At 65.7% G+C, this 25346-nt stretch carries 22 protein-coding genes and 1 riboswitch; of the genes, 11 read left to right on the forward strand and 11 right to left on the reverse strand.

The genetic code is table 11. The features are described from left to right. Positions 1-890 (forward strand): HNH endonuclease signature motif containing protein (locus tag EET03_RS00305; RefSeq protein ID WP_136625620.1); only part of this gene is annotated, 890 nt, incomplete at its 5' end. A 51-nt stretch (positions 891-941) separates the two neighbouring features. Here the strand turns inward: EET03_RS00305 and EET03_RS00310 are convergent. From EET03_RS00310 to EET03_RS00325, 4 genes are read right to left on the reverse strand one after another with little or no spacing between them, the layout of a single operon-like run. Beyond that, positions 942-1715, reverse strand: a complete 774-nt coding sequence (locus EET03_RS00310) for an SDR family NAD(P)-dependent oxidoreductase (protein WP_075542030.1) — start codon at positions 1713-1715, stop codon at positions 942-944. 1 nt (position 1716) lies between these two features. Continuing rightward, on the reverse strand, positions 1717-3315 hold the full coding sequence (locus EET03_RS00315; protein ID WP_075542031.1) for an AMP-binding protein: 1599 nt from the start codon (positions 3313-3315) through the stop codon (positions 1717-1719). Between the two features lie 2 nt (positions 3316-3317). Beyond that, on the reverse strand, positions 3318-4067 hold the full coding sequence (locus EET03_RS00320; protein WP_075542032.1) for a GntR family transcriptional regulator: 750 nt from the start codon (positions 4065-4067) through the stop codon (positions 3318-3320). Between the two features lie 12 nt (positions 4068-4079). Continuing rightward, positions 4080-5714, reverse strand: a complete 1635-nt coding sequence (locus EET03_RS00325; protein WP_099193878.1) for an SMP-30/gluconolactonase/LRE family protein — start codon at positions 5712-5714, stop codon at positions 4080-4082. Between the two features lie 144 nt (positions 5715-5858). Between EET03_RS00325 and EET03_RS00330 the strand changes: the two genes are divergently transcribed. The 7 genes from EET03_RS00330 (at position 5859) to EET03_RS00360 (ending at position 15442) form a co-directional block, all read left to right on the forward strand. Beyond that, the gene (locus EET03_RS00330; RefSeq protein ID WP_099193879.1) at positions 5859-6725 is read left to right on the forward strand and encodes an SDR family NAD(P)-dependent oxidoreductase; all 867 of its coding nucleotides are present in this window, start codon (positions 5859-5861) and stop codon (positions 6723-6725) included. Positions 6726-6742: 17 nt separating this feature from the next. Beyond that, complete coding sequence (locus EET03_RS00335; RefSeq protein WP_099194295.1) at positions 6743-8113, forward strand: aromatic ring-hydroxylating oxygenase subunit alpha; 1371 nt, start codon at positions 6743-6745, stop codon at positions 8111-8113. Further along, entirely contained in the window at positions 8110-9300 is a 1191-nt protein-coding gene (locus EET03_RS00340) for an LLM class flavin-dependent oxidoreductase (RefSeq protein WP_075542035.1), read from the forward strand. The genes EET03_RS00335 and EET03_RS00340 overlap by 4 nt, the downstream gene beginning before the upstream one ends. Continuing rightward, complete coding sequence (locus EET03_RS00345; protein ID WP_075542036.1) at positions 9297-11135, forward strand: flavin-containing monooxygenase; 1839 nt, start codon at positions 9297-9299, stop codon at positions 11133-11135. The genes EET03_RS00340 and EET03_RS00345 overlap by 4 nt, the downstream gene beginning before the upstream one ends. Then, on the forward strand, positions 11135-12064 hold the full coding sequence (locus EET03_RS00350) for an SDR family NAD(P)-dependent oxidoreductase (RefSeq protein ID WP_075542037.1): 930 nt from the start codon (positions 11135-11137) through the stop codon (positions 12062-12064). Before EET03_RS00345 ends, EET03_RS00350 begins: the two co-directional genes overlap by 1 nt. Further along, a complete protein-coding gene (locus EET03_RS00355; protein WP_075542038.1) occupies positions 12057-13226 on the forward strand; it encodes a CaiB/BaiF CoA transferase family protein in 1170 nt (389 codons plus the stop codon). Before EET03_RS00350 ends, EET03_RS00355 begins: the two co-directional genes overlap by 8 nt. A gap of 194 nt (positions 13227-13420) precedes the next feature. Continuing rightward, positions 13421-15442 carry an acyltransferase family protein gene (locus tag EET03_RS00360; RefSeq protein WP_099193880.1) on the forward strand — a complete coding sequence of 674 codons (2022 nt, stop codon included), beginning with the start codon at positions 13421-13423 and terminating at the stop codon, positions 15440-15442. 78 nt (positions 15443-15520) lie between these two features. Here EET03_RS00360 and EET03_RS00365 read toward each other — a convergent pair whose 3' ends face one another. Genes EET03_RS00365 through EET03_RS00385 form a run of 5 tightly spaced genes read right to left on the reverse strand, consistent with a single transcriptional unit; the run spans position 15521 to position 18553 of the window. Beyond that, positions 15521-16006 (reverse strand): ankyrin repeat domain-containing protein, encoded by a 486-nt coding sequence (locus EET03_RS00365; protein ID WP_075542040.1) that lies wholly within the window; start codon positions 16004-16006, stop codon positions 15521-15523. Between the two features lie 39 nt (positions 16007-16045). Further along, entirely contained in the window at positions 16046-16531 is a 486-nt protein-coding gene (locus EET03_RS00370; RefSeq protein WP_075542041.1) for an ankyrin repeat domain-containing protein, read from the reverse strand. Beyond that, a complete protein-coding gene (locus tag EET03_RS00375) occupies positions 16528-17952 on the reverse strand; it encodes a GH-E family nuclease (RefSeq protein ID WP_075542179.1) in 1425 nt (474 codons plus the stop codon). The genes EET03_RS00370 and EET03_RS00375 overlap by 4 nt, the downstream gene beginning before the upstream one ends. Then, positions 17949-18215 (reverse strand): WXG100 family type VII secretion target, encoded by a 267-nt coding sequence (locus EET03_RS00380; protein ID WP_244232188.1) that lies wholly within the window; start codon positions 18213-18215, stop codon positions 17949-17951. The genes EET03_RS00375 and EET03_RS00380 overlap by 4 nt, the downstream gene beginning before the upstream one ends. Before the next feature lie 20 nt (positions 18216-18235). After that, the gene (locus tag EET03_RS00385; protein ID WP_075542043.1) at positions 18236-18553 is read right to left on the reverse strand and encodes a WXG100 family type VII secretion target; all 318 of its coding nucleotides are present in this window, start codon (positions 18551-18553) and stop codon (positions 18236-18238) included. A gap of 110 nt (positions 18554-18663) precedes the next feature. After that, positions 18664-18836, forward strand: a riboswitch (M-box (ykoK) riboswitch). A gap of 272 nt (positions 18837-19108) precedes the next feature. On the opposite strand from EET03_RS00385, the gene EET03_RS00390 reads away from it, so the two are divergent. Together EET03_RS00390 and EET03_RS00395 are read left to right on the forward strand one after the other, a co-directional pair. After that, positions 19109-19300: a hypothetical protein gene (locus EET03_RS00390; RefSeq protein ID WP_075542044.1), complete on the forward strand. Its 192-nt coding sequence runs from the start codon at positions 19109-19111 to the stop codon at positions 19298-19300. Positions 19301-19407: 107 nt separating this feature from the next. After that, a complete protein-coding gene (locus EET03_RS00395; RefSeq protein WP_075542045.1) occupies positions 19408-21183 on the forward strand; it encodes an NRAMP family divalent metal transporter in 1776 nt (591 codons plus the stop codon). A 230-nt stretch (positions 21184-21413) separates the two neighbouring features. Here EET03_RS00395 and EET03_RS00400 read toward each other — a convergent pair whose 3' ends face one another. Next, entirely contained in the window at positions 21414-22169 is a 756-nt protein-coding gene (locus EET03_RS00400; protein ID WP_075542180.1) for a L,D-transpeptidase, read from the reverse strand. A 364-nt stretch (positions 22170-22533) separates the two neighbouring features. On the opposite strand from EET03_RS00400, the gene EET03_RS00405 reads away from it, so the two are divergent. Next, a complete protein-coding gene (locus EET03_RS00405) occupies positions 22534-23466 on the forward strand; it encodes a LysR family transcriptional regulator (protein ID WP_075542046.1) in 933 nt (310 codons plus the stop codon). Here EET03_RS00405 and oxc read toward each other — a convergent pair. Next, the gene (gene oxc, locus EET03_RS00410) at positions 23450-25210 is read right to left on the reverse strand and encodes an oxalyl-CoA decarboxylase (RefSeq protein WP_075542047.1); all 1761 of its coding nucleotides are present in this window, start codon (positions 25208-25210) and stop codon (positions 23450-23452) included. The genes EET03_RS00405 and oxc overlap by 17 nt on opposite strands. Positions 25211-25346 lie beyond the last annotated feature (136 nt).

Genomic DNA, 25346 nt, shown 5'->3' on the forward strand with positions numbered 1-25346 from the left:
AAGCCAGCCAGTTTCGCCCCGAACAGCTCGCCGAGCTGGCCGCCACCCTCACCGATTGCCTCAACCCCGACGGCAGCTACCGCGATGAGGATCGGGCGCGGCGGCGCGGCCTGAGCCTGGGCAGCCAGCAAGCCGACGGCATGTCGGAGCTGCGCGGGCTGATCACCCCCGAGCTGCGCGCCACCCTGGAAGCGGTGCTGGCCAAGCTGGCCGCCCCGGGCATGTGCAACCCCGAATCCCAAACCCCCTGTGTCGAGGGCAGTCCCAGCCAAGACGCCATCGAGGCCGACACCCGCTCGGCCGCCCAACGCCACCATGACGGGCTCACCGCCGGGCTGCGCGCGCTGCTGGCCTCCGGCGACCTGGGCCAACACAACGGGCTGCCGGCCAGCATCATCGTGTCCACCACGCTCAAGGATTTGGAGTCCGCCGCCGGCACCGCACTGACCGGCGGCGGCACCACCTTGCCGATGTCGGATGTGATCCGCCTGGCCCGCCACGCCCACCACTATTTGGCCATCTTCGATCAGGGCAAGGCGTTGGCGCTGTATCACAGCAAGCGGCTGGCCTCACCCGGGCAGCGAATTGTCTTGTATGCCAAGGAGCGTGGCTGCTCAGCCCCGGGCTGCGACGTCAAAGGCTACTACTGTGAAGTCCACCACGTGATTCCCTACGCCCAATCCGCCACCACCGACAGCAACCAACTCACCTTCGCCTGCGGACCCCACCACAAACTGGCCGACCAAGGCTGGACCACCCGCAAAAACACCCACGGCGACACCGAATGGCTCCCCCCAACCCACCAAGACCGCGGCCAACCCCGCACCAACACGCTTCATCACCCCGAAAAGCTGCTCCGCGACGGCGACGACGACGACGAAACGGAGTAGCTCCGTCAACCACGGGCTAACTGCTAGCCCGCATTTCGGAGTAGTTCTCTGCTACTCGGACTTCCACCGCGTGGTCAGCGCCGATTCGGAGAGATATTTCGTGGAGCTCCAGCCACCGTCGACGACGATCGTCTGACCGTTGATGAAGGACCCGCCCGGGGAGCACAGGAACGCCACGGTGCTGGCGACGTCGTCGACGGTCCCCAGCCGGGTATGCGGCGTCATCTCGACATTGATCCGCCGAAACCGCTCGTCCCGCAGCCGATGCTCGGTCATGGGTGTCTGAATGACCCCGGGAGCCACGGCGTTGCACCGTATTCCCTGCGCCCCGTATTGGCAGGCGATGTGGGTGGTCAGCGCGGCGAGCCCACCCTTGGCCGCCGAATAGGCCCCGCCGCGCATACCGCCGACGACAGCGAACGTCGAGGTGATGTTGACGATCCCGGAGCCCGCGGGCATGTGCGGCAACACTTCGCGGGTGAGGCGAAAGGGCGCCCGCAACATCAAGTTCAGGAAGTAGTCCAGCGCTTCGTCGTCGGTCTCGTGCAGCGGCTTCGGGCTGCCCACCCCGGCGGCGTTGACCAGGAAATCGATATGGCCCCAGCGGGTTACCGCGACGCCGGTGATCTGCCTGGGGGCGTCGTCATCGGTCAGGTCTACGGCGTGAGTGGTCACCCGGTCCGGATCGCCGATGGTGTGTGCCAGCGCGGTGAGCTTGTCCGCATTGCGTCCCGTAGCCATGACGGCCATACCCATCTCGGCTAGCCTTGTCGCGCAACCGAACCCGATTCCACCGGTTGCGCCCGTGACGATGGCTACCTGCATCTCACTGCCCGCTTTTCATCAGTGCCGCCTTGATCTGGTGTTTGAGAACCTTGCCCGCGTCGTTCTTCGGCAGGACATCCCAGATCACCACCTGTTCGGGGACTTTGAACCGGGCCACGCCGGCGGCCTCGAGGAAGCTGCGCAATCCGTTGACATCCGGGCCCGGCGGGTGGGTGGGTACGACGACGGCGCAGGCCCGTTCCCCGGTGCGCTCGTCGGGCAGTCCGACGATCGCGATCTCGGCGATGCCGGGATGGTTGGCCAGAATGTCCTCGACCTCCTTCGGGGAGATGTTTTCGCCGTTGCGGATGATGACGTCCTTGGCCCGCCCGGTGACCACCAGGTAGTCGTCGTCGACCCAGCGTCCGAGGTCTCCGGTGCGGAAATAGCCTTGGGCGTCGAAGGATCCGGCCTCGTCGTCGGGGTGCTGGTAGCCGGCCAGCATCTGCGGGCCGCGGACCAAGATCTCCCCGGACACCAGCTTGACGTCGGCGAGGCCGACCCGGCCGTCGGTGTTAGCGGCGTGGTCGAGGTCATCCGGTGAGCCTACGGTGGTGACCGGCACCTCTGTCGAGCCGTACACCCGGGTGACGACGGCCGGTCCGAAATACGCGCTCGCCCTGCGGATCAGCGACGGCGATACGGACGCGCCGCCACACACGAACAGCTTCAGGTCGGGCAGCCTGGCATCGGCTGGTTGCGCGGCGGCGAGCAGTTGCTCCAAAAACGGGGTGGCGCCGGCCATATGGGTGCAGCGTTCGGCGTGCAGCAGCCGCAGTGCGTGCTCGGCGTTCCACCGGTCCATCAGCACCGCGGTCGTACCCAGCAGCAGCGGGCATTCGAACGCGTAGATGGAGCCGCCGATGTGGGCGATCGGTGACGGAACCAGGAACGTGTCGTCCGGCTCGATCAGCCAGTGCTCACCGATCTGACGGATCAGCGCGTGAATCGAGTTATGAGTGTGCAGGACGCCTTTCGCGCGTCCGGTGGTTCCCGAGGTGTACAGAATCATCCGTACAGCGTCGGGATCCAGCTCAGGCAGCGGGGTTTCCGGCGCCGTAACGGTGAACAGTGACCGGAAAGGAATCTGAGTGGCATCCCAATTCCCGCGCAGCACGACGACATCGGGCGGCGACGCCAGCCCGGCGATCACCCGGCGCACCATCGAAAGGTAATCCTGGGTGCCGAAACGCGAAGGAACAAAGATTATTCGGCTGGCAGAGTCTTCGAGGATAAAGCGCAGCTCGCGATCCCGCAGGGACGGCAGGATCGGGTTGGCCACCATCCCCGCCAGCGTCGCGGCCAGATAGATCACCGCGGCCTCGTGCCAGTTGGGCAGCATGAACGACACCACACTATGCGGCGGCAGCCGCGCGTATAGCGTGTGTGCCAGCGTCGTTGCCCGGTGGTGCAGGGTTTCGCAATCCAGCCGCTGATCGCCGTCGACCAGCGCCACCCGGTGCGGAGCGTTCCGCGCGGCCCGGCGCAGCGCGTCGGCCAGCGTTTCTCCCACCCACCAGCCGCGTGCGTACGCCTCGGCGGCGCGTTCGTCATCCCAACGGATCCATCGGCCGCCGATCAGCTTCCGGTCTGCGGCCATGGTCAGCCGCGCATCCGCCGCATCGTCATCGAATGCCGAAACCGCGACGCAGGATGGGTGTTGAGCGTGACCTGGGCGACCCGCCCGTCCGACGCGGTGTAGGTACGCCGCACCCGCAGGGCAGGTGTACCCGGTTCGACGTCGAGGCCGTGGGCCAACACCGGTGAAATGAGGTCCGCGGCAATCTCTTGATGAACCTCGACGATACTGAGCCCGAACAGGTCTTCGATCAGCGGGAAAATGGGACCGTGGTGGCGCTGCAGCAGCCTGCCGACCGCGGCAAACGCGCGGTTGATGTAGTACTCCGTGCGGCACAGCGCGGCCTCGGCCGGCTCGGCGCCGTCATTCAGCCGGAATCCGCGGACGGCCAGCCACTGCTCGCCGCCGGCGAGGCCGGTGTGGGCCGCCAACTCGTCGTCGACGGTGACCATGGCGATGGATTCGATCGCGAACCGGGTGCCGGTGGCGAACGCGAGCAGGTCGTTGATCGACATGACATGCTGCACATAGGAATCCGCCGACGGTCGCGGCATGACGAGCGTTCCGGTGCGTGGCCGCGACGACACCAGGTTGTCGTCGCGCAGGCGGCGCAAAGCCTCACGAACGGTGTAGCGGCTCACCGCGAACCGCTCGCACAACTCATGCTCGGTCGGCAACTGCGAGCCCACCGGATACACACCGTCGACGATCTCTTTGCGTAACGTGCGTGCCACCTGCAGATAGCGGTGGTCGATCGCCTTGGGATCGGACAACGTTGGCGTCCTTCAGGATTCCCGGCGCAAGGCCAGTACGCTGCCGTCGGCGTCCGCGGACACATACAGGGTGCCGTCGGGCCCGGCGGCGATGCCGGCGAACGGACCCTGTGGTCCGGAGAACGGCGGCATCCCGTGCAGCGGCTTGGGTATGACCCCCGGTGGAGCGCCGACCGGCAGATCGGACGCGATGGTGTGCCGGGCGCCGCTGTCAAGGTCGAAACGGACGAGTTCGTGTGCACCGGCGTCGACGACGTAGACGTGCCGGTCGAGCGCCAGGATGCCCTGGGGACGTTGCAGCCCATCCAGCAGTGTGCCGGTGCCGCCGAGACCGAGCACCCGTCCGGCGCCGGCTTCGGAGACCAGGCAGGTTCCGCTGGCTGCGAACGCGACACCAACCGGCTCGCTCAGGCCCGACGCCAGCACCTCGACCCGGTCGCGACCGATCGACAGCAGCCGTCCGGTACCCAGCTCGGCCACCACCACGGCGCCGGAGGGAGCCGCCGTCACACCGTAGAGTTGGTCGAAACCGTTTGCCAGAACATCGCTTTCGCTGTCTTGCGGCCGGTAGCGGGCCACCTCGCCGTTGGACGTGGTGACCACGAATTCCCCTGGGCCAACGGCCGTCACACCTCGCAGGAAGCCGGGATATCCTGGGGTGAACAACATTCCGGCGACCCGCAGGTGTCCCCCTTGGTGCAGAACATACAAGTAGGTCCCGTCGGCAATGTAGAGGTTGCCGTCGGCGCCGACCGCCAGATCCAGCGGCCAGTTCAACCCACCTGCCAGTGTTGCGCGGGTGGTTCCGTCGGGACGGATTTCGGTGATCTCGCCGGTGAAATTCGAGACGAACAGCCGCTCACCGGCGAAAGTCAGGTTGTCCAGACCGGGATTCAGTGTCGCCAGCACCGTGCGGTCCCCGCTGCGGGGATCGATTCGCAGCACCTGACCGGTGTGCGCCTGGGTGGAGACGAGGTAGCCGTCGGGATCGAACTTCACCGCGTCGGGAACGCCGAGTTCACGGGCCACGCATTCCGGGACGCCGCCGTCGGGATCGATGCGCCAAATCTCGTTGGCGGCCATGACCGGGAAGTACAACAACCCGTCCGGCCCGACCTCCATGGCGTTGGGTAACGGCACGTTTTGCAGCAGGACCCGCGGCTCACCACCGTTGCGGTCGAGTTCCAGCAGGCGCCCGGCTTCGCGGCATTCGCCGACGAACAACCGGCCCCGATGAAAGGTGATCCCGTTCGCGGACGGCACGTCATCCCGAAGCACCCGGGTGCGGCCGGCCTTGTCCCGCAGGCTGACCCGCCCGTCCATCACCTCGGTCGCGTAAAGGTTGCCGTCCGGGTCGAAGGCGATGTCGTCGGGTGCGACGATCTCGCCTCCTTTGGGGCTGATGGTGTCGAGGCACCCGGTCGCCATGTCGAGCGCACTGATCTGGCTGCCGGTCACCTGCGCGATGTACACCCGACCGTCCGGACCCGTGCGCAAACCGTTGGCGCCGAACAGGCGGCTGGGTGCGGTGAGCCGGGTCAGGCTCCAGCCTTCCGCGACACGTGGCGGCCGCACGGCTTGGTAGCGGCCTTGCGAGTGGGCCGTGTGGTGTCTCGATCCGGTTCCGGCTATCACTGCTCGGACCATAGCAATCGATCGCTGGTCCAGACAATATGACGCCCGCAGTCAGTGGCGACCTTGACGGGCCGCGCTGCTGACGAGAATCATGTTCTTCTGTGGATGCACGCCGTTGCCTTGTCCAGACAATTACATGCTTGTCCGGACAATTACATGAGTGACGACCTGTTGAGATTGGCCGGACGGGTGGTGGTGATCGCCGGTGCGGCAGGTGGCGGTATCGGCACCACCGTGACGCGCCTGGTTGCCCAGGCGGGGGCGACGGTGGTCGCGGTGAGCCGCGGGCAGGACAATCTCGACCAAGCCCTGGACCCGTTGATCGCCGCGGGACTCCCGGTGGTGCCGGTGGCGGCCGACGTCTCCACCGACGACGGTGTCGACACCACCATGGAGGCGGTCCGGCGCACCGACGGCGATCTGCACGGGCTGGTCAATGTCGCCGGCGGCGCCGGCCCGTCGACCTGGATGCCCTCGACCCGGGTAACCCGCAGCGACTGGCGCGAGCTGTTCACCCGGAATCTGGAGACGATGTTCTTCATGAGCCAGGCGGTGGCCGCGGAATTGAAACGCCGAAAACGGCCGGGCTCAATCGTTTCCCTGTCCTCGATCAGCGGAATGAATACCGCGCCGTTCCATATCGCCTATGGCACCGCCAAAGCCGCGATTGTGGCGGCGACCCGCACGATGGCCCTCGAACTTGCTTGCGACGCAAGCGGAACCGCTATCCGGGTCAACGCGGTGGCACCCGGGGTCACCGAGACGCCGGCGTCGCGCACCTACACCGACGAGGACCCCGACCGCGACCGCCAAGCCATTGCGATGGGACGGCGCGGACGGCCGGAGGAGGTGGCCGGCGTCATCCTGTTTCTGCTGTCCGACCTGTCGAGCTACATCACCGGGCAAACGCTGCTGGTCGACGGTGGCCTGAACCTCAAGTGGGGACATCTGGGCGCCGACAACACCTCGCTGTTTCTCAAGGACGATTCGTTTCGCGCGGCGATCAAGCGCTGGGAGGCCTGAGCTGGATGGAGAATTCGATGGACCCGGCCGGAACCGATGCCGAGATGAGCGCGCCGGTCATGATCGGCGTCGAAGCCTACATTTCCGAAGACTACGCCCGCGCCGAACGGGACAAGCTGTGGCGCAAGGTATGGCAGCAAGTCGGTCGCGTCGAAGACCTGCCGAAGGTGGGCAGCTACCTGACCTACGACATTCTCGACGACTCGATCGTGGTGGTGCGCACCGCACCCGACACCCTCAAAGCACACCACAACGTCTGCATGCACCGCGGCCGCCGGCTGGTGGATATCCCGGCGGGCGCTAAAAGCGCATGCGGGCAGAAGAAGTCGTTCGTCTGCGGGTTTCACGGCTGGACCTACGACCGGGACGGCAACTGCATCCACATTCCCGAACAACAGGATTGGCAGGGCGCACTGACTCCGGAGAACACCCATCTGGCGCCTGTGCACGTCGACACCTGGGGCGGCTGGATCTGGATCAACATGGATCCCGCCGCTGAGCCGTTACGGGACTATCTCGAGCCCGCCGCCACCATGCTCGACCCGTTCAACCTGCAGGACATGCGCTGCAAATGGCGAAAGTGGCTGCATTTCCAGTGCAATTGGAAGGTCGCGATGGAGGCCTTCAACGAGACCTACCACGTAGCGACCACCCATCCGCAATTCAACAAGTTCGGCAACTTCCGCGGCTGGGCCAGGGCGCATGGAAAGCACAGCAACATCGGCTACGACGCGCCGGAAGGCCTGGAAGAAACCAAATCCAAGATCCGGCTCGGCACCGGTGCCGACCCGCGGGTGTCCACTGCCGAAATGCAGCGCTACACCTTGGATGAGACCAACGCGACCACCACCAAGACGTTGGTGGACGCAGCACTTCGGCTGGTCGACGAGCTGCCCGAGGACACGCCCGCCGGTCAGGTGCTCGACCACTGGCTGACCTCGGCACGCCGTGACGACGCCGCCCGCGGCGTGATCTGGCCGGCCATCGATCCCCAACACCTGGCCGGCAGCGGCACCGCCTGGCAGATCTTTCCGAACTTCCAGATCGGGCAGGGCCTCACCACCGCGCTGTGCTATAGCGCCCGGCCGCACGGCTACCAACCCGACCAGTGCATCTTCGAAGCCGCCTGCTATGAGCTGTTCCCGAAAGGCGAAGAGCCGCACACCGAATGGGTGTACGCGCCGCCCGATGACCCGAGTTGGCGCAGTGTGCTGCCGCAGGACTTCTCCAACATGGCCGCGGTTCAGCAGGGCATGAAATCGCTGGGCTTCCCCGGCCCCAAGCCCAACCCCTACATGGAACGCAGCACCGCCAACCTGCACCGCAATCTCGCCATGTATATGGGCGCCGGTGCGCCACGCCAATTGACGACGGAGATAATGCGATGAAGGTCAATATCGGGCTGGGAGCACACAACTCTCACGACTGGGAACGCGTGCTGGCCGGAGATTTCGGCCAGCCACCCACCACCCCGGACTGGCGGTGCGTCCAGGCCACGCTCGCGCTCGGTGATCTGGCCGAACCGCTCGGGTTCGACGGCATCTGGCTGCCCGAGCACTGCGGGACGCCCTACGGCATGACACCCAACCCGATTCAGGCGCTCAGTTACTTCGCCGGACGTACCGAGCGTGTCGGACTGGGCACCTTCGTGGTCGTCGCGCCCTGGTGGCATCCGGTCCGGCTGGCACACCAGATCGCCTATCTCGACATCCTTTCCAACGGGCGCTACACCACGATCGGGATCGGGCGCGGGGTGTCCAAAGGGGAGTTCGCCGCCGTCGGCGTCCCGCGGGAGGAAAGCCGCCAGCGTTTCAACGAAACCCTCGACATCCTGCAGTTGGCGTTGTCAGGCGAGCGGTTCGGCTACGAAGGCGAGATCTTCACGGTCCCGGAGATGTCGCTGCGCCCCGAGCCGCAAAGCCGTGATCTGTTCTCCCGGATCTACAGTTCGTCGTCGACGGCCGAGTCGCTGGAGATCCTGGCCCGCCGCGGCATGGTGCCGCTGTTCGTCGGCAACAAGCCGATCGGGGACGCCGGCCGGGAAGTCCAGCAGGTCAACATCTTCCGCAAAGAAGAGGGTCTGCCGCCCTGCCAGCCCAAAAACGTCATGTTCATGTACTGCACCGCCAAACCCGAAGACGCCGCCAAGTCCGAGGAGTGGATCTGGACGGCGAACCGCGATGTCACGGTGCACTACGGATTCGCCGATGCGGCGAACTTCAAGGGCGTCAAAGGCTATGAAGCCTATGCGGCCCGCGAGGCCAGCGCCACCGCCGTGCTGGCCTCGTCGGTGACCGGCCCCTCGCCGAGCGACGCCAAGAGCGTTCCCAAGACGCCCGGCTATCACGCCTCCAACCTGCTGATCGGCACGCCGGAGGAGATCTTCAAGCGGCTGCGTGCCGCGCAACAGGCGTGCTCGTTTTGCGAGCTGACCATCGTCCCGCAGTTCGGCACCATGCCCTACGAGGAGGCGATGGCCAGCACCCGACTGTTCGCGGCGGAGGTGCTGCCCGCGGCCCACGAGATGGAGGCGCCGTTGCATCCGGCGGCGCTGCCCGAAAACGCCCTGGCATGACGGCCCCTGACTGCCCGCCGACGCAGACGCCGCAGGATATCGACCTCCCGGCGCTGCGAGAAAAGTACCGACACGAGCGCGAAAAGCGGCTGCGGCCGGAGGGTTCCCAGCAGTACATCGAACTCGTCGACGACTTCGCGGGGTATTACGAAACCGACCCGCATTCGCCGCCGCTGGTTCGCGATCCGATCTCGGCGGACATCGACGTGGTCGTGCTGGGCGGGGGCTTCGGCGGGTTGCTGTGCGGTGCGTATCTGAAGAAGGCCGGCGTAGACGACGTCCGGATCATCGAGTTGGGCGGTGACTTCGGCGGTGTCTGGTATTGGAACCGCTACCCCGGGTTGCAGTGCGACAACGAATCCTATTGCTACATACCGCTGCTCGAAGAGCTCAACTACATGCCGAGCAAGAAGTTCGCCGACGGCACCGAGATCTACGAGCATTGCCGGCGCATCGGAAAGCACTACGGGCTTTACGATTCGGCGATCTTCTCCACCCAGGTGCGGGCCTTGCGGTGGGACGAGTCGATCAAGCGCTGGCGGGTCGGCACCAACCGTGACGACGGCCTGCGGGCCCGTTTCGTGGTCATGGCCTCCGGACCGTTCCACCGGCCCAAACTCCCCGGCATTCCGGGCATCAAGGACTTCAAGGGCCACAGCTTCCACAGTTCCCGCTGGGACTACGACTACACCGGCGGAGACAGCAATGGTGGCCTGGTCAAGCTGAGCGACCAGCGGGTCGCGGTGGTGGGCACCGGAGCAACCGCCGTCCAGATCGTCCCTTACCTGGGCCGGTATGCCCAGCACCTCTATGTCTTTCAGCGCACCCCATCGTCGGTCGGGCCGCGCAACAACGCGCCCACCGATCCGGGGTGGGTGAAGTCGCTGCAACCCGGCTGGCAGAAGGAACGGCAGCGCAACTTCCACGCCTGGACGTTCGAAGGAATGGCCCTCGGCCAACCCGACTACGTCTGCGACTTCTGGACCGAGCTCGGCCGCAACACCGCCGCGCGGGTGCTCGCGCTCGAGGACCCGGCGGCGATGACCACGGAGCAGTTCATGGCGATCCGGGAGGAGGAGGACTACAAGGTCATGGAGCGGCTGCGGCGCCGGGTCTCGAGCATCGTCGAAGACCCCGAAACCGCCGAAGCGCTCAAACCGTACTACCGGTTCCTGTGCAAGCGGCCCTGCACCAACGACGAATACCTGCAGACCTTCAACCGTCCCAACGTGACGCTGGTCGACGTGTCGGCGACCAAAGGCGTGCAGCGGGCCACCGAAAAGGGCTTGGTCGCCAATGGCATCGAGTACGAACTCGACTGCATCATCTATGCCAGCGGCTTCGAGATCACCACCGAGATCAGCCGCCGCTACTCGATCGACACAATCGAAGGCCGTGATGGCCGTTCACTTTTCGACTATTGGCGCGACGGCTACCGGACATTCCACGGGTTCACCAGCCGCGGCTTCCCCAACCAGTTCTTCACCGGGTTCACCCAGGTCGGTATCTCGGCGAACATCGCCGCCAACTACGAACTGCAGGGCGAGCACATCGCTTACATCATCTCGCAAGCCCTAGCGCGTGGTGCGACGACGGTGGAGCCGACCCAAGAGGCACAAGACAATTGGTGTCGGACCATAAGGGAAACGGCGATCGACAACAGCGCGTTCGACCTGGAATGCACGCCGGGCTATTACAACAACGAAGGTGGCGGCACCGAAGGTATCCGATCGCATCTGGGCGAGCCGTATGGGCCGGGCTTTTACGCGTTCAGCGACCTGTTGGCCGGCTGGCGCGACCAAGGCGGCCTGGACGGCCTCGCCCTGGAATCCTGATGAGCCAGCTCAGATTCGACGACCGAGTGGCCGTGGTCACGGGGGCCGGCCGCGGCCTGGGCCGCGCCTATGCCTTACTGCTGGCTTCCCGGGGCGCCAATGTCGTCGTCAACGACACCGGTTCCAGTCTGACCGGCGATGGTATGGACCCCGGCCCGGCGCACCAGGTGGTGGCCGAAATCCGGGCGGCCGGCGGCGACGCCGTCGCATCTGTCGAGTCGGTGGCCACCCCCGCCGGCGGCCAGGCGATCATCCGGACGGCGCTGGACCGCTACGGGCGGATCGACGTCCTGATCCACAACGCCGGCACGGTGCGGCGAGCCTCGTTGAAGGAGATGAGTTACCGGGACTTCGATTCCGTCATCGACGTGCACTTGCGCGGGGCGTTTCACGTGGTGCGGCCGGCGTTCCCGCCGATGTGCGAGGCGCACTACGGCCGCATCGTGCTGACGTCGTCGATCGGCGGTCTTTACGGCAATCACGGCGTGGCCAACTACGCTGCCGCCAAAGCGGGCCTGATCGGCCTGTCTCATGCCGTGGCGCTCGAAGGCGCCCCGGACGGAGTGCTCTGCAACGTGATCGTTCCCGCGGCCGTGACGAGAATGGCCGACGGACTGGATATTTCGGCGTACCCACCGATGGGTGCGGACCTGGTGGCACCCGTCGTCGGGCTGCTGGCTCACGAATCGTGCCCGGTCACCGGTGAGATGCTGATCGCCATCGCCGGCCGGATCGCCAGAGCGGTGGTCGCCGAATCGGCTGGCGTGCACCGTCCGTCGTGGTCGATCGAGGCCGTGGCCGAGTGCCTCGCCGACATCCGCGACCTCGCCGACCCGTTGGTGTTTCCGGTGGTGCCCGACGGTCACGGCGAACATCTCCGGTACAGCTTCGAAATAACCACGCGCAGGTTAGGTCTGCCAGATGCCTAGCAACAGCGCGGGCCCACTGGTCGGGGTGCGTGTCGTCGATCTGACCGCAATGGTGATGGGGCCCTACTGCACCCAGATCATGGCCGACATGGGCGCCGACGTCATCAAGGTGGAACCGCCGGACGGTGATGACACCCGCTACATTTCGGTCGGGCCGGCCCGCGGCATGAGCGGTGTGTTCGTCAATGTCAACCGGGGCAAGCGTGCCATCACCGTGGACTTGCGGTCCGAATCCGGCAAAGCCGCGCTACGCACCCTCGTCGAACAGGCCGACGTCTTCATCCACTCGATGCGGTCCAAAGCAATCACCCGGCTCGGATTCGGCTACCCCGAGGTGGCTGCCATCAATCCGGACATCGTCTACACGAACTGCTATGGATACGGCCGGCGCGGACCCAACCGGGATCTGCCGGCCTACGACGACACCATCCAGGCGGCCTGCGGTTTGCCGTTCGTCCAGGAGCAGCTGACCGGTGAAGCCAATTATGTGGGAACGATTATGGCCGACAAGGTCGCCGGTCTGACCGCGCTCTACGCCACGGTGATGGCCCTGTTCCACCGGGAACGCACCGGCGAAGGGCAAGAAGTGGAGGTCGGCATGTTCGAAACGATGGCCTCCTTCATGCTGGTGGAGCACGCCAACGGCGCCATGTTCGATCCGCCGTTGGGTCCGGCGGTCTATCCCCGCACGGTGGCGCCCAACCGGCGGCCGTACCGAACCAGTGACGGCTACATCGCCGCGCTGATCTACAACGACAAGCATTGGGCGGCGTTCGTCAACGCGGTGCGACCGGCCTGGGCCAGCGGTTGTTACGCCACGCTGGAGGGACGGGCGCGCGAGATCGACACGGTGTATGCGCTACTGGCCGAAACGATTGCCCAGCGCACCACCCGGGAATGGCTCGAGCTGTTCCGAAAGCTGGAGATACCGGCGTCGCCGTTGTCCAGCCCCGCGGCATTGTTCGACGATCCGCACCTCAACGCCGTGGGTTTCTTCGAGACGGTGGCCACCGCCCATGGCGCGGTGCGCTTTCCCGGTGTGCCGACCTGGTTTTCCCGAACGCCCGGCCGGGTCGCCGGCCCGGCCCCCGAACTGGGCGCACATACCGCCGAGGTGCTCGACGAACTGGGACTGGGCGTGGAGGCCGACATCGCTGAATGAGCCCGTCCGCGCGTGTCTTCGAAGGATTTCGGCGCCGCCGTAGCTAAGCTGGCTGGGATCAAGAGGAGGGGCAACGACGTATCGGCAGCAACGACGGCGCCGGGCGGCAACATGGTCAGGGCGCGCTAACAGCGAGCACTGAGCCGGACGGGAAGCATTCCGTACCGGCACGCTCGGCACCACGACCCCGCTGGGTGGCCCCGGTACACCGTGCTGGGCGGCGAGCCGGCCCGGATCGGCCTGAGCGTCACGGCGGCATCCCGGCGCTGGACGGACTGCGCGCGATCGCGGTTGCCTTGGTTCTGGCCGGGCACGGCGGCATTCCCGGCATGGGCGGCGGGTTCATCGGTGTCGACATCTTCTTCGTCCTCAGCGGGTTCCTGATCACCTCGCTGCTGCTCGATGAGCTGCGGCACACCGGCCGCATCAGCTTGACCGCGTTCTGGATTCGCCGTGCCCGGCGGCTGCTGCCGGCGTTGGTCTTGATGGTGCTCACCGTCACCGCGGCCCGCGAATTCCTTCCCTACCAAGCGCTTACAGGTCTGCGCAGCGACGCGATCGCCGCTTTCCTGTGGATGGCCAACTGGCGGTTCGTGGCGCAGAAGACCGACTACTTCACTCAGGGCGCCCCGCCGTCACCGCTGCAGCACACCTGGTCACTGGGTGTGGAGGAGCAGTACTACATCGCCTGGCCGGTGTTGCTGATCGCGGTGACCTTGCTGCTGGCGGCCCGGGCCAAACGCTACTTTGCCAAGACCACGCTGGGCCACGTCCGGTTCGCCGCCTTCGTGATCGCCACCCTGGGCGCTCTGGCCTCGGCCGTCGCGACCATCGTATTCGTCTCCGCGGCGACGCGTGACCGAATCTATTTCGGCACCGACACGCGCGCCCAGGCCCTGTTGATCGGTGCTGCGGCATCGGCTCTGCTGGTTCGGGATTGGGCCGCGCTGAACCGCGGCTGGTGCCTGGTGCGGAGCCGGTGGGGGCGGCGAATGGCCCGGCTGCTGCCGGTCATCGGCGTGGCCGGATTGGCGGCGCTGACTCATTTCGCGACCGGCAGCGTCGCCGAATTCCGGCACGGTCTGCTGCTCGTCGTGGCCGTGGCCGCCGTCTTCGTGGTCGCCCCGGTGGCGCTCGAGCAGCGCGGAGCGGTGGCGAGGCTGCTGGCGTGGCGGCCGTTGGTCTGGCTGGGCGCCATTTCGTACGGCGTCTATCTGTGGCACTGGCCGATCTTCCTGGCGCTCAACGGCGAACACACCGGATGGACCGGATTCCAACTGCTCGGCGTGCGCTGTGGCGCGACCGTGGCCCTGGCCGCCGCATCATGGTGGTTGATCGAACAACCCATCCGCCGCTGGCGACCCGCGGGTGTTCCGCTGCTGCCGCTGGCCGCGGCAACCGTGGCGACCGCGGCCGCGGCGACGATGCTGGTCGTGCCCGTCGCAACCGGGCCCGGTCTGCGCGAAGTTGGTCTGCCGCCGGGGGTTTCGGCGGTTGCGGCGGTATCCCCGTCGCCGCCGGGACCGAGCCGGCCAGGGCCGACCACCGGCCCGCGAGATCCCAACCGGCCGTTCACCGTTTCGGTGTTCGGTGATTCGATCGGCTGGACCATGATGCATTACCTGCCAGCCACACCCGGATTCCGATTCCTCGACCACACGGTCATCGGGTGCAGCCTGGTGCGCGGCACGCCGTATCGGTACATCGGCCAGACCCTGGAGCAAAGATCGGAATGCGACGGCTGGCCCAGCAGGTGGTCCACACAGATCAGCCAGGACCAACCCGATGTCGCGCTGCTGATCATCGGCCGGTGGGAGACCGTGGATCGGGTCAACGAAGGAAAGTGGACCCACATCGGTGACCCGACCTTCGACGCATACCTCAATTTCGAGCTGCAACGAGCCCTCGACATCGTCGGCTCCAGCGGTGTCCGGGTGATGGTGGCCACCGTCCCCTACAGCCGAGGCGGTGAGAAACCCGACGGCCGCCTGTACCCGGAGGACCAACCCGACCGGGTCAACCAATGGAACACCATGCTGCGCAACACGGTTCGCGATCACCCGAACGTCGGGATCATCGACCTGAACAAGAAGCTGTGTCCCGACGGCGGTTACACCGCCAAGGTCGACGCCATCCAGGTGCGCAGCGACGGCGTCCACCTCACTCCGGAAGGCGTGAAGTGGCTGTTGCCCTGGCTCGAGGAGTCGCTGCGGTAGTCAGGTGCGCGGCAGCTGTTGCGGAGGTTCTACGTGTCGGGCCGGCAATCTGTGAATGGGGGCCGGCCGCGGATTGGCTTAGAGCAGATCGGCGAATATTTCGCGTAGTTCAGGTTTCCCGTACCGCTGAACGTATTTGAGGGCGCTGAAGCCATCGTGTGCGATCACCGTCGGGTCGGCGCCATGTTCGCGAAGCAACCGAACGATGGGAAGCTTTGCCGGCGTTGTGTTCGTCACGGCGTTGAGTAGGGGTGTTTCACCCCTGTTGCTCCCGGCGTTGATGTCGGCGCCGGCGTCCAGCAGGAGCCGGACTACTTCGTAGCTTTCTCCTTTGGCTGCAAAATGCAGCGGTGTGCAACCCTGCTCGTCGATGGCGTTGACGTCGGCGCCGGCGTCTAACAGCCTGCGAGAGTTGGCCAGGATGAATTCCACTATCTTGCGGTGGTTTTCGGATTTCAACGCGGGATCCTTGAGTGCCGTCGTATGGTCTAGCCCGACCGGCGCGTCAATGACGGCGTAGTGCAGCGGGGTACGACCTGCACGGTCACGATCGTTTGTGTTCATCCTGGTGCATCTTCGACCTGGCCTAGCTGCTATCCAGACCTAGAGCAGATCGGCGAATACTTCCTTTTCCTCGGGCTTGCCGTAGCGGCTGACGAATCGAAGTGCGGTCGATCCGTTAGCTGTTTCGATGGTGGGATCGGCCCCGCTTTCACGAAGCAGTCGCATGATGGCGAGGGCGGCGGGAGTGGTGTTGCGAACGGCGTTGTATAGCGGCGTCTCGTCCTTGTCATTTCTGGCGTTGACGTCAGCGCCGGCATCCAGCAGGAGCCGGACTACTTCGTCGCTTTCTCCTTTGGCTGCAAAATGCAGCGGTGTGCAACCTTGCTCGTCGATGGCGTTGACGTCGGCGCCGGCGTCTAACAGCCTGCGAGAGTTGGCCAGGATGAATTCCACTATCTTGTGGTGGTTTTCGGTTTTCAACGCGGGATCCTTGAGTGCCGTCGTATGGTCCAGGCCCACCGGCGCGTCAATGACGGCGTAGTGCAGCGGGGTTCGGCCCGCGCGGTCACGATCGTTTGCGTTCATCCTGCCTCCCTTGGTAGTTCGAATGCGTGGCTGAGGTTTCCTGGTGCGTCTTCGAGTTGATAAAGCTCGGGACGGTTGCAATATTCGATGAGCTGCTGGCGTGTCCAGTGCTGCTGGATTGCCGTGTCGCGAATGCGCCACCACTCCTGACCGCCGACGTGGCCGAGGTGGTAGGTGGGATCGACCGGATAGCGGACGCCGTCGGTGCCGAGGTAATACTTGCCGTCCGCGCTCTTCGGTAGGTTCAAGATCGCATCCTCGTATTGTTTGGAAACCGGGATTAACACGTTCTCATCGGTGGCACTGACGTAATACTTGCCGTCAGGTGTCTTCCTGGCTGCTGCCTCGACAGCTTGTCGCGTTCCGACCCTGATGTAGGGGCGCGATAGCAGGTCCAGTCCCTCGGTGCCTAACAGTCCGGGGACCGTTCCCTCGGCCAAGAAGAGCTGCGCGCGGGCGGCCAGCAGCGGGGAGAGTTCCCCCACAGCCCGGGCGGCGTTGCCGAGGGCGCTCACGGTCGGCAGGCTAGAGGCTTCGGCCGCTACCCGAAACTCTCGAATGATCGTCGCGATCCGTGCTCCGGTGGCCGTCAAACGTGCTACATCGACGACCTTCGACACACCCTCGCTTATGGCCGCGGTAAACGGAATCAAGACCGCCGCAACGACCTCGGTAACTGCGACAGTCGCCCCGAGCACCGCCATCTCGTGCAGGATCTTCGAGTGCGCGTCATCGATTGCTTGCGCGTAGTCCGAACACGCCTTGCCCGCGGCATCAAACCCCTCGGCGACGGCTTTGAGCGAATCGCGCGCCAGGGTGCAGTTGGTGGCCGCTACCGGGAACTCGGGTGACTTTTGCGCCCGCACCGACTCGATAACACCGTCGTTGGCGATATCGGCCGCCGAGCGCAATTCACGGGCGGCCGCATGCCAGGCGTCAGCGGCCGCACGCAGCTTGTCCTGGTGGCCATTTGGCCACATTTCACCCTGCACGTATGCCTGAATGGTGTGCCACCACCCGGGAACATCATCGTGCCCGCCCTCCGCCGAAGGAATCGCCGGCACCAAGAACATCGGCTTGGCGGTGGGCGGAAACGCCGGTGCACCAGCGTTATTCATCGCCGACTGCTGATCAGCGTTTTGGTGGTTCACCGCCGTGGTGGCCAATAGATCCGAACATTGGGCTGCACCCATGATCGTGGCGGTGGCCGCTTCCATGAGTCCGGCTCCACCAGCACGTCCGCCAACTAGCGCGTCGTACTTGAGACTCCAAGAGTGGCCGGCATTGTCGGTGCCGCCCATGCCGGCAGACCCCTTTAGCACCCCTGATAGGTGGTGCACCGCAGCCGCGGCGGCGTCGTAGACCTTGCCGTAGACCCGTCCGGCCTCGGCGACGATCTCAGGATCGACGTCTTGAGTCATGGCCACATCGTGGTGTTGAGCTGCACCACCCCGATGTAATTACGGTGCGCCACTTCAGCGTTTCTTCGTAGGTCATCGAGACCTTCACGCATCTGCTTGTCGGCAGCCGTCCACCTTTGGTGGTATTCGCGTTCGGCGTCCGCGCCCTGGCCAAGCCAGCTGCCATGCAGCTCGGCCACACATTGATCTACGGCGGTAGCGATCTGTTCAGCACGCGCAGTGAACTTTGCCAGCCGATCGGCAAAGGCCGAGAGAGCATCCAAATCGACCGTGTAGCGCCGACTCAAACCGCTGGCCCCTTCCGATACAGGGCCTCGAAAGCCTTCACCGCGGTGCTTTCATGGTCAAGCATCAGGTCCAGCGACTGCATCAGTAGCTGCGAGTGTTCCGACAAGATTTCCGCCGACTTCACAGCACCGGCATGCCATTCCTCCCAAGGTGGTTCGAAAGCCGACGCCGCAACACCGGTCCACGTGGACGACAGCTCGCGCCAGTCGCAGGTGATGCTGTCCAATTCCTCTTGCAGCTCGTCGGCCTGGTTTGCCAGGACATGCGCCGCCGACGCCATAGCTTCCAGCTTCATCGTCAGCTCATAACTCACCGGGCCTGCCGCCTCCTTCCATTGCGTCGAGTGACAGTTAACCGCACCTTGTCGGCCTCGGCGACATCCCGTTTGACGAGCCGCCGATACCGGTGTAAGCATTAAACCCGCAAGCACCTCGGTAGGTGAGGCGTCTGCATGGATACAGGCCACTGACCCCGAACGTCGAAAGACGCCCCGGGTCAGGACAGCTCTTCCCGGCCTAAGGGTTGAGCCCAAGTGGCTTCCGGGCGTAGTCCGGATACGCTGTGCAGTGCCAAAGCTCCGACGAGAGGGGTGCGCCCAGCGATTGGCGCCGGGCGTTCTTGCCTCTTACAGGTGACCCTGATGACACCCGCGTGTGTCCTGGCCGTGAGGAGGTGAGGGCGAGATGAGTAGTCCGGGCGATAGTTCGTATCCGAAATCCGTCTTGTCCCGATCCGGCTCCGGCATTTCTGCCGCCTGAGCTTTCCCGGACTTCCGTTGCCGCGTAGGCGTTTCACGCGGCGCTTGGCCGGGCGCTCGCATCGACGGCGAAGTGACGCAAGTCGATCGGGCTGCCGGCAGGAGAAAACAATGACCACGATCACCACGAATTGTATTGCATCACAACAGTTTACCCGCATGGCCAAAGGCTGCCGGTCGGTGCTGCGCGCCGGCCGTAGGCTGTCGGGCAAGCTGAGCGCGTCCTTCACCATGACCCCACAGCAGCGAGCCGACGCGTATCTGGCGCGGATGCCCATTGCGGTGATCACCGACCCGCACTAAGCGGCAACGTGTCACTAACCGATTCAGCGGGCAGGCGTCGATCGGGCGCCCGCCGGCCGAATCGGCCCGCCCGCCATGCCAACCTCACTCAGATAGCGAGTAATCCGATGACTTCCATCACCACCCGGCGCCACGGTGGCCCGCCCGGTCGCGCGCCCGCCCAAACCCCGCCGACTCCCGTCGTAGCCGACACCGCGGTGGCGGACACGGCACATAGTGGTGACATCGTCGGTGCCTTCGGGCGGATTCCTCGCGACGGCGATGGCGCAACCCGCCGACGCTGGACGCGCCTGCGGACGTTGATGATCATCAGTGGCCCTGGCTTGATCGTGATGGTTGGTGACAACGACGCCGGCGGTGTCGCGACCTACGCACAGGCCGGGCAGGACTACGGGATGAAGCTGTTGTGGACGCTGACGCTGCTGATCCCGGTGCTGTATGTAAACCAGGAGATGGTGCTGCGGCTCGGTGCCGTCGCGCGGGTTGGGCACGCGCGGTTGATATTCGAACGCTTCGGCAAATTCTGGGGGGCATTCAGCGTCGGTGATCTGCTGATTCTCAACGCGCTGACGATCGTCACCGAATTCATCGGCGTATCAATGGCACTCGGCTTCCTGGGTTGTCCCAAGGTCATTGCCGTTCCGGCCGCCGCGGTGCTGTTGTTCGCCGTCGTGGCCGGCGGGTCGTTCCGCCGCTGGGAAGCGATGATGTTCCTGCTAATCGCGGTGAACGTGGTGATCATCCCGATGGCGCTGCTGGTGCACCCGACCCTCACCGGGACCGTCGAGGGATTGCGGCCACAGTTCCCGGGCGGACTCGACGCCACCGTGCTGTTGCTGATCGTCGCGATCGTCGGCACCACCGTCGCGCCATGGCAGTTGTTCTTCCAGCAGTCCAACGTGGTCGACAAGCGCATTACCACGCAGTGGATTTCTTATGCGCGAGCCGATTTGGTGCTCGGCATCGTCGTCGTGATGGTCGGCGCGACAGCGCTGATGGCGGTGACCGCGTTCGGATTGTCCGGCTCCGCGGATGCCGGGCACTTCACCGACGCGGGGGCGGTGGCGACGGGGCTGGCCAACCACTTCAGCGGCACGGTGGGCATGCTGTTCGCGATCATCCTGCTCGACGCGTCGTTGATCGGGGCGAATGCGATCGGCCTGGCCACCACCTATGCCGTCGGTGACGCGATGGGCAAGCGGCACTCGCTGCACTGGAAAGTCAGTGAAGCGCCGCTGTTCTACGGCGGCTACGCCGTCCTCCTTGCGGTGTCGGCCGCAATTGCGTTCAGTCCTGATCAGGTCCTGGGCCTGGTGACCCAGGGCGTGCAGGCGCTCGCCGGGATCCTGTTGCCCTCGGCGACCGTGTTCCTGGTCCTGCTGTGCAATGACCGCGCGGTTCTGGGGCCATGGACAAACACGTTGCGGCAGAACATCGTTGCCTGGTCGACGGTGTGGTGTCTGGTGTTGCTGTCGCTCGCGTTGACCGCGGCGACGTTCTTCCCGCACCTATCCACCACCACCCTGGTGGCCGGCCTCGGGGCCGGAGCGACGACCGGCATCGTCGGCGGCGCCGCCGTGCTGATCGCCAGCCGGCGCAAGTGCGACCGGCGCAAAGCGGAGACGATCTCGCAGACGTTCGGTGGCGGCCTGGATCCGCAAGACGTCCACGAACTCGACGACACCTCACTGCTGACCCGCGCCGAGCGGCGTGCTGTTCGCCGGCAGGATCGGGCGAACTGGCGTACCCCCGATCTGGCCACCATCGCCCGCCCGACCATGTCACCGGCCCGTCGTGCGGGTCTGTTCACTCTGCGCGGCTACCTGGTGGTGGCGGTCGTGCTGGTCATTGTCAAGGTCGTCGAGGCCGGCCTGGGCTGGTAGCGCCCCAAGTGGCAGCACGCAACCTCGGCTTTCCCATCAGCCGCATCACTCTACGCGGGTTCGGGGTGTCTCGTTTCGCCCGCCTGTCAGCGACAAACTCGTTGCGCCCCTGGGCTTGTCGCTGACAGGCGGGCATTTTCATGAGTCATCGGCCTGGGGCTCATGTGAAAGATGTGATTGCCGGACCCAGGACTCCGCCCAGCGCGGTGACTGGATCAGCACCGTCTAGCTTAGGCGACCACTTCGATCGGATCGCCGACGTTGACGGTGCTGAAGTACCAGGCGGCGTTGTCCGGGCTGAGGTTGATGCAGCCATGGCTGACGTTGGCGTAGCCCTGTGAGTTGACCGACCACGGCGCCGAGTGCACGTACACGCCGCTCCAGGTGACCCGAACCGCGTAGGAGGCGGTGATCAGATAACCGTCGGAAGAGTTCAGCGGAATGCCGATGGTGCGTGAATCCATAACCACGGTGCGCTCTTTCGACAGCGCACTGAAGTTGCCGATCGGCGTCGGACGGCTGGGCTTGCCCATCGACGCCGGCATGGTGCGCAGGACCTCTCCGTTTCGGCTGACGGTGAACGTGTGCGCGGCGATGCTGGCCACCCCGAGCAGCTCGTCGCCGGTTTCGAAGCCGTCCGTCAGCTCCTGCACACCCACCGAAATGTGGCTATGGGGCGGCCAGTAGTGGTCGGGAATCCACTGCACGACGAAGCTGTCGACCCACTCGAAATGTCCGGTCATGTTGCTGGGCGAGGTGACACGAATGGTCCGTTCGGCGGCGCGGCGATCGAGGACCGGAGCGGTGAAAGTCACCACCACCGGGTGTGCCACACCCACCACTGCGCCATTGGCGGGCAACACCGTGGCGACTCCGGGCACGGGCTGCGGCAGGGGCACCGCGGCGCTCGCCAGAGCGCCCGACCCGGCCAGGGCCATCGTCGTGATTGCAACCATAACGAACAGATAACGAACTGCGTGGCGCATGACGGTCACCCTTCGGGACGGTGCAATCAACACAACGGCATTCTAGGGCTGTGTACCCGCTACGTGCTGCAGCAAACATGTCGGACTTGCGGTCCGGCTTTGCTCCGGTCGTCATGGTAACGGTCCGTCGTCAGTCTTGCCCGGGTTGCGGCGCGGCTGGCACCCGCTGCGGCAGCCCTCCCACCACGGCGCCGATCGCGTCGCCGCGGCCCGTCGAGCCAGCGTTCGGGGGCGGTGGCCGGGTCGCGTGCCGCGAAGCCGGCCCGGCGCCCCCGGCGCGCGGTCTCGGCCTGATGAGACTGGCTGACCGGCCGACGACACGTTAGCCTCAGCGAAATCGTGCTCCACCGCCGAGGAGGTGTAAGTGCTCTTTCGTCAGCTGGAGTACTTCGTGGCGGTCGCCCAGGAGCGGCACTTCGCCCGGGCGGCCGAGAAGTGCTACGTTTCACAACCCGCGCTGTCGTCGGCGATCGCGAAGCTCGAACGTGAACTCAACGTCACCCTGATCAACCGCGGCCATAGCTTTGAGGGCCTTACTCCCGAGGGGGAGCGGTTGGTGGTGTGGGCCAAGCGGATTCTGGCCGAGCACGACGCGTTCAAGGCCGAGGTGGACGCGGTGCGCTCCGGTGTCACCGGGACGTTGCGGCTGGGCACGGTCCCGTCCGCGTCGACGACGGCGTCGCTGGTGCTGTCGGGTTTCTGTTCGGCGCACCCGTTGGTCAAGGCCCAAATCTGTTCCCGGCTGGCCTCATCCGAGCTGTACCGCCGGCTGCGTGACTTCGAACTCGACGCGATCATCGTGCATCCGACAACAGAAGACAGCCGCGACGTCGATGTGGTGCCGCTCTACGAGGAGCGCTATGTGCTGCTCGTGCCGCCCGACATGGTGCCCGCGGGAGCGACGACGCTGCGCTGGCCGGACGCCGCGCAACTGCCGCTGGCGCTGCTCTCGCCGGACATGCGGGACCGCCAGATCATCAACGCCGCCTTCGCCGAGCATGCCATCACGGTCAGCCCCCAGGTCGAGACGGACTCCGTCGCTTCGCTTATCGCTCAGGTGGCCACCGGCAACTGGGCGTCCATCGTTCCGCACACCTGGCTATGGACCACGCCGACCGGCGGCGATATTCGTCCGGTCCCGTTGGTCGATCCCATTCGCAAAGCCCAGATCGCTTTGGCCACCAACTCCGCCGGCCCGGGATCGCCCGTCGCCCGCGCGCTCGTCGCAGGTGCGCAGGAGTTGGACCTGGGCGAGTTCTTCGACGCGCGGATGTCGGGAATCAGCCGCCGGCGCTGACCGGTGCCGGCGGGGCGGTGGCCGCGCTGGCGGGATTCAGGCTCGCCAGGTGTCCGCTCTCCACACCGGCGGCCGGGCTGAGCTCGCAGTCGATGATCGACGGTCCCCCCGACGCCAGCGCCTCGGTCAGTGCCGCGGTCAGCTCCGACGGGGTGGTCACGTGATATCCCTTGCCGCTGAACGCCTCTGCGATCAGCTCATGACGCGCGCGAGCGTTCAGCACGGTAGGCGCCGGATCGCTGCCGGACGCCGACGTTTCGTCACCGCGGTAGACGCCGCCGTTGTTGAGGATGACCACGGTCACCGGAAGTCGATACCGGCAGATGGTCTCGACTTCCATGCCCGAAAAGCCGAATGCGCTGTCACCTTCGATCGCGACGACCGGTCGCCCGGTCTCCACCGCGGCCGCGATCGAGTAGCCCAGGCCGATGCCCATCACCCCCCAGGTGCCGGTGTCGAGCCGGTGTCGCGGCAATTGCATGTCGATGACGTTGCGGGCCAGATCGAGCGCGTTGGCGCCTTCGTTGACCACATACACATCGGGATTGCGTTGCAGCACAGCGCGAATAGCGCCGAGCGCGTTGTAGAACCGCATCGGGTGCGGGTCTTCGGCTAGCCGCTCGCGCATCTTGGCGTCGTTGCGCGCCTTGCGATCCGACAGCTCGCCGGTCCATTCCGGCGGCGCCACGATGGGACGTCCGGCCAGGCCGTCCAGCAGCGCCGACATCGCCGAGCCGATGTCACCGGTCAGCGGAGCCGCCACCGGCCGGTTGCTGTCGAACTCCGACGCCGCGATATCGACCTGGATGAACTTGGCGTCGGCCGCCCACTGCGGCGACTCGCCGTGGCCCAGAAGCCAATTCAGCCGGGCACCGACCAGCACGACGGTGTCGGCACGCGCGATGGCCAGCGAGCGGGCCGCGCCGGCGGACTGCGGATGCGAGTCCGGCAGTAGCCCCTTGGCCATCGACATGGGCAGGAACGGAATTCCGGTGGTCTCGATGAACTCGCGAATCACGTTGTCGGCCCGGGCATATGCCGCGCCTTTGCCGAGTACGATCAGCGGCCGCCGGGCCGCGGCGAGTAGCTGCAGGGCGCGGTGGACCGCCTCGGCTGCGGGAAGTTGTCGCGGTGCCGGGTCGACCAGCCGCCAGATGCTGTCGGCGGCAACAGAGACCTCCAGTGCCTGACCGAGCACCTCGCCGGGGATGTCGAGGTAGACACCGCCCGGCCGGCCCGAAATCGCGGTGCGAATGGCGCGCGCGACCCCGAGCCCGATGTCCTTCGCCTGGTTGATCCGGTAGGCCGCCTTGGTGAATGGCCGGGCGGCATTGAGCTGGTCGATCTCCTGGTAGTCGCCGCGCTGCAGGTCCACGATGGACCGCCGGCTCGAACCCGAGATCTGGATCATCGGGAAGCAGTTTGCGGTGGCGTTGGCCAGCGCGGGCAGGCCGTTGAGAAAGCCGGGGCCCGACGTCGTCAGGCAGATGCCGGGACGCGCCGTGAGGAAACCGGCGGCCGCGGCCGCATTCCCGGCCGAGCCCTCATGACGGAAGCCGATGTAACGGATCCCAGCGGCCTGGGCGGTGCGGGCGAGGTCGGTGATCGGGATGCCGACGATGCCGTAGATGGTGTCGACGTCGTTGGCCTTGAGGGCATCCACCATGAGGTGAAAGCCGTCGGTCAGGCGATCGGTGGCCGGTCCAGCCGCCGCTGCGCCGGGAGATGCCGATTGCGTGGTCATGGTGGCGACTCCTCGTGTCTGAGGGGGACCGGAGTGCTGCCGGCCGCGGATGTCTCGGTCATCACTTTGTTCCAGTGCCCGGGCTGTGTCCAAGACCGGGTCGCTATTCGGTGATTTACGTTGTCTATCGACCGTG

The organism is Mycobacterium innocens (assembly GCF_900566055.1).
GTDB classification, from domain to species: Bacteria; Actinomycetota; Actinomycetes; order Mycobacteriales; family Mycobacteriaceae; genus Mycobacterium; species Mycobacterium innocens.

Excerpts from the sequence above, each read along its gene's own strand:
- EET03_RS00395 (WP_075542045.1), top strand. The coding sequence starts at position 19,408 with ATGACTTCCATCACCACCCGGCGCCACGGTGGCCCGCCCGGTCGCGCG.
- EET03_RS00325 (WP_099193878.1), bottom strand. The coding sequence starts at position 5,714 with ATGGTCCGAGCAGTGATAGCCGGAACCGGATCGAGACACCACACGGCC.
- EET03_RS00365 (WP_075542040.1), bottom strand. The coding sequence starts at position 16,006 with ATGAACACAAACGATCGTGACCGTGCAGGTCGTACCCCGCTGCACTAC.
- EET03_RS00350 (WP_075542037.1), top strand. The coding sequence starts at position 11,135 with ATGAGCCAGCTCAGATTCGACGACCGAGTGGCCGTGGTCACGGGGGCC.
- EET03_RS00330 (WP_099193879.1), top strand. The coding sequence starts at position 5,859 with ATGAGTGACGACCTGTTGAGATTGGCCGGACGGGTGGTGGTGATCGCC.
- EET03_RS00345 (WP_075542036.1), top strand. The coding sequence starts at position 9,297 with ATGACGGCCCCTGACTGCCCGCCGACGCAGACGCCGCAGGATATCGAC.
- EET03_RS00310 (WP_075542030.1), bottom strand. The coding sequence starts at position 1,715 with ATGCAGGTAGCCATCGTCACGGGCGCAACCGGTGGAATCGGGTTCGGT.
- EET03_RS00315 (WP_075542031.1), bottom strand. The coding sequence starts at position 3,315 with ATGGCCGCAGACCGGAAGCTGATCGGCGGCCGATGGATCCGTTGGGAT.
- EET03_RS00340 (WP_075542035.1), top strand. The coding sequence starts at position 8,110 with ATGAAGGTCAATATCGGGCTGGGAGCACACAACTCTCACGACTGGGAA.
- EET03_RS00355 (WP_075542038.1), top strand. The coding sequence starts at position 12,057 with ATGCCTAGCAACAGCGCGGGCCCACTGGTCGGGGTGCGTGTCGTCGAT.
- EET03_RS00375 (WP_075542179.1), bottom strand. The coding sequence starts at position 17,952 with ATGACTCAAGACGTCGATCCTGAGATCGTCGCCGAGGCCGGACGGGTC.
- EET03_RS00335 (WP_099194295.1), top strand. The coding sequence starts at position 6,743 with ATGGACCCGGCCGGAACCGATGCCGAGATGAGCGCGCCGGTCATGATC.
- EET03_RS00400 (WP_075542180.1), bottom strand. The coding sequence starts at position 22,169 with ATGCGCCACGCAGTTCGTTATCTGTTCGTTATGGTTGCAATCACGACG.
- EET03_RS00390 (WP_075542044.1), top strand. The coding sequence starts at position 19,109 with ATGACCACGATCACCACGAATTGTATTGCATCACAACAGTTTACCCGC.
- EET03_RS00370 (WP_075542041.1), bottom strand. The coding sequence starts at position 16,531 with ATGAACGCAAACGATCGTGACCGCGCGGGCCGAACCCCGCTGCACTAC.
- oxc (WP_075542047.1), bottom strand. The coding sequence starts at position 25,210 with ATGACCACGCAATCGGCATCTCCCGGCGCAGCGGCGGCTGGACCGGCC.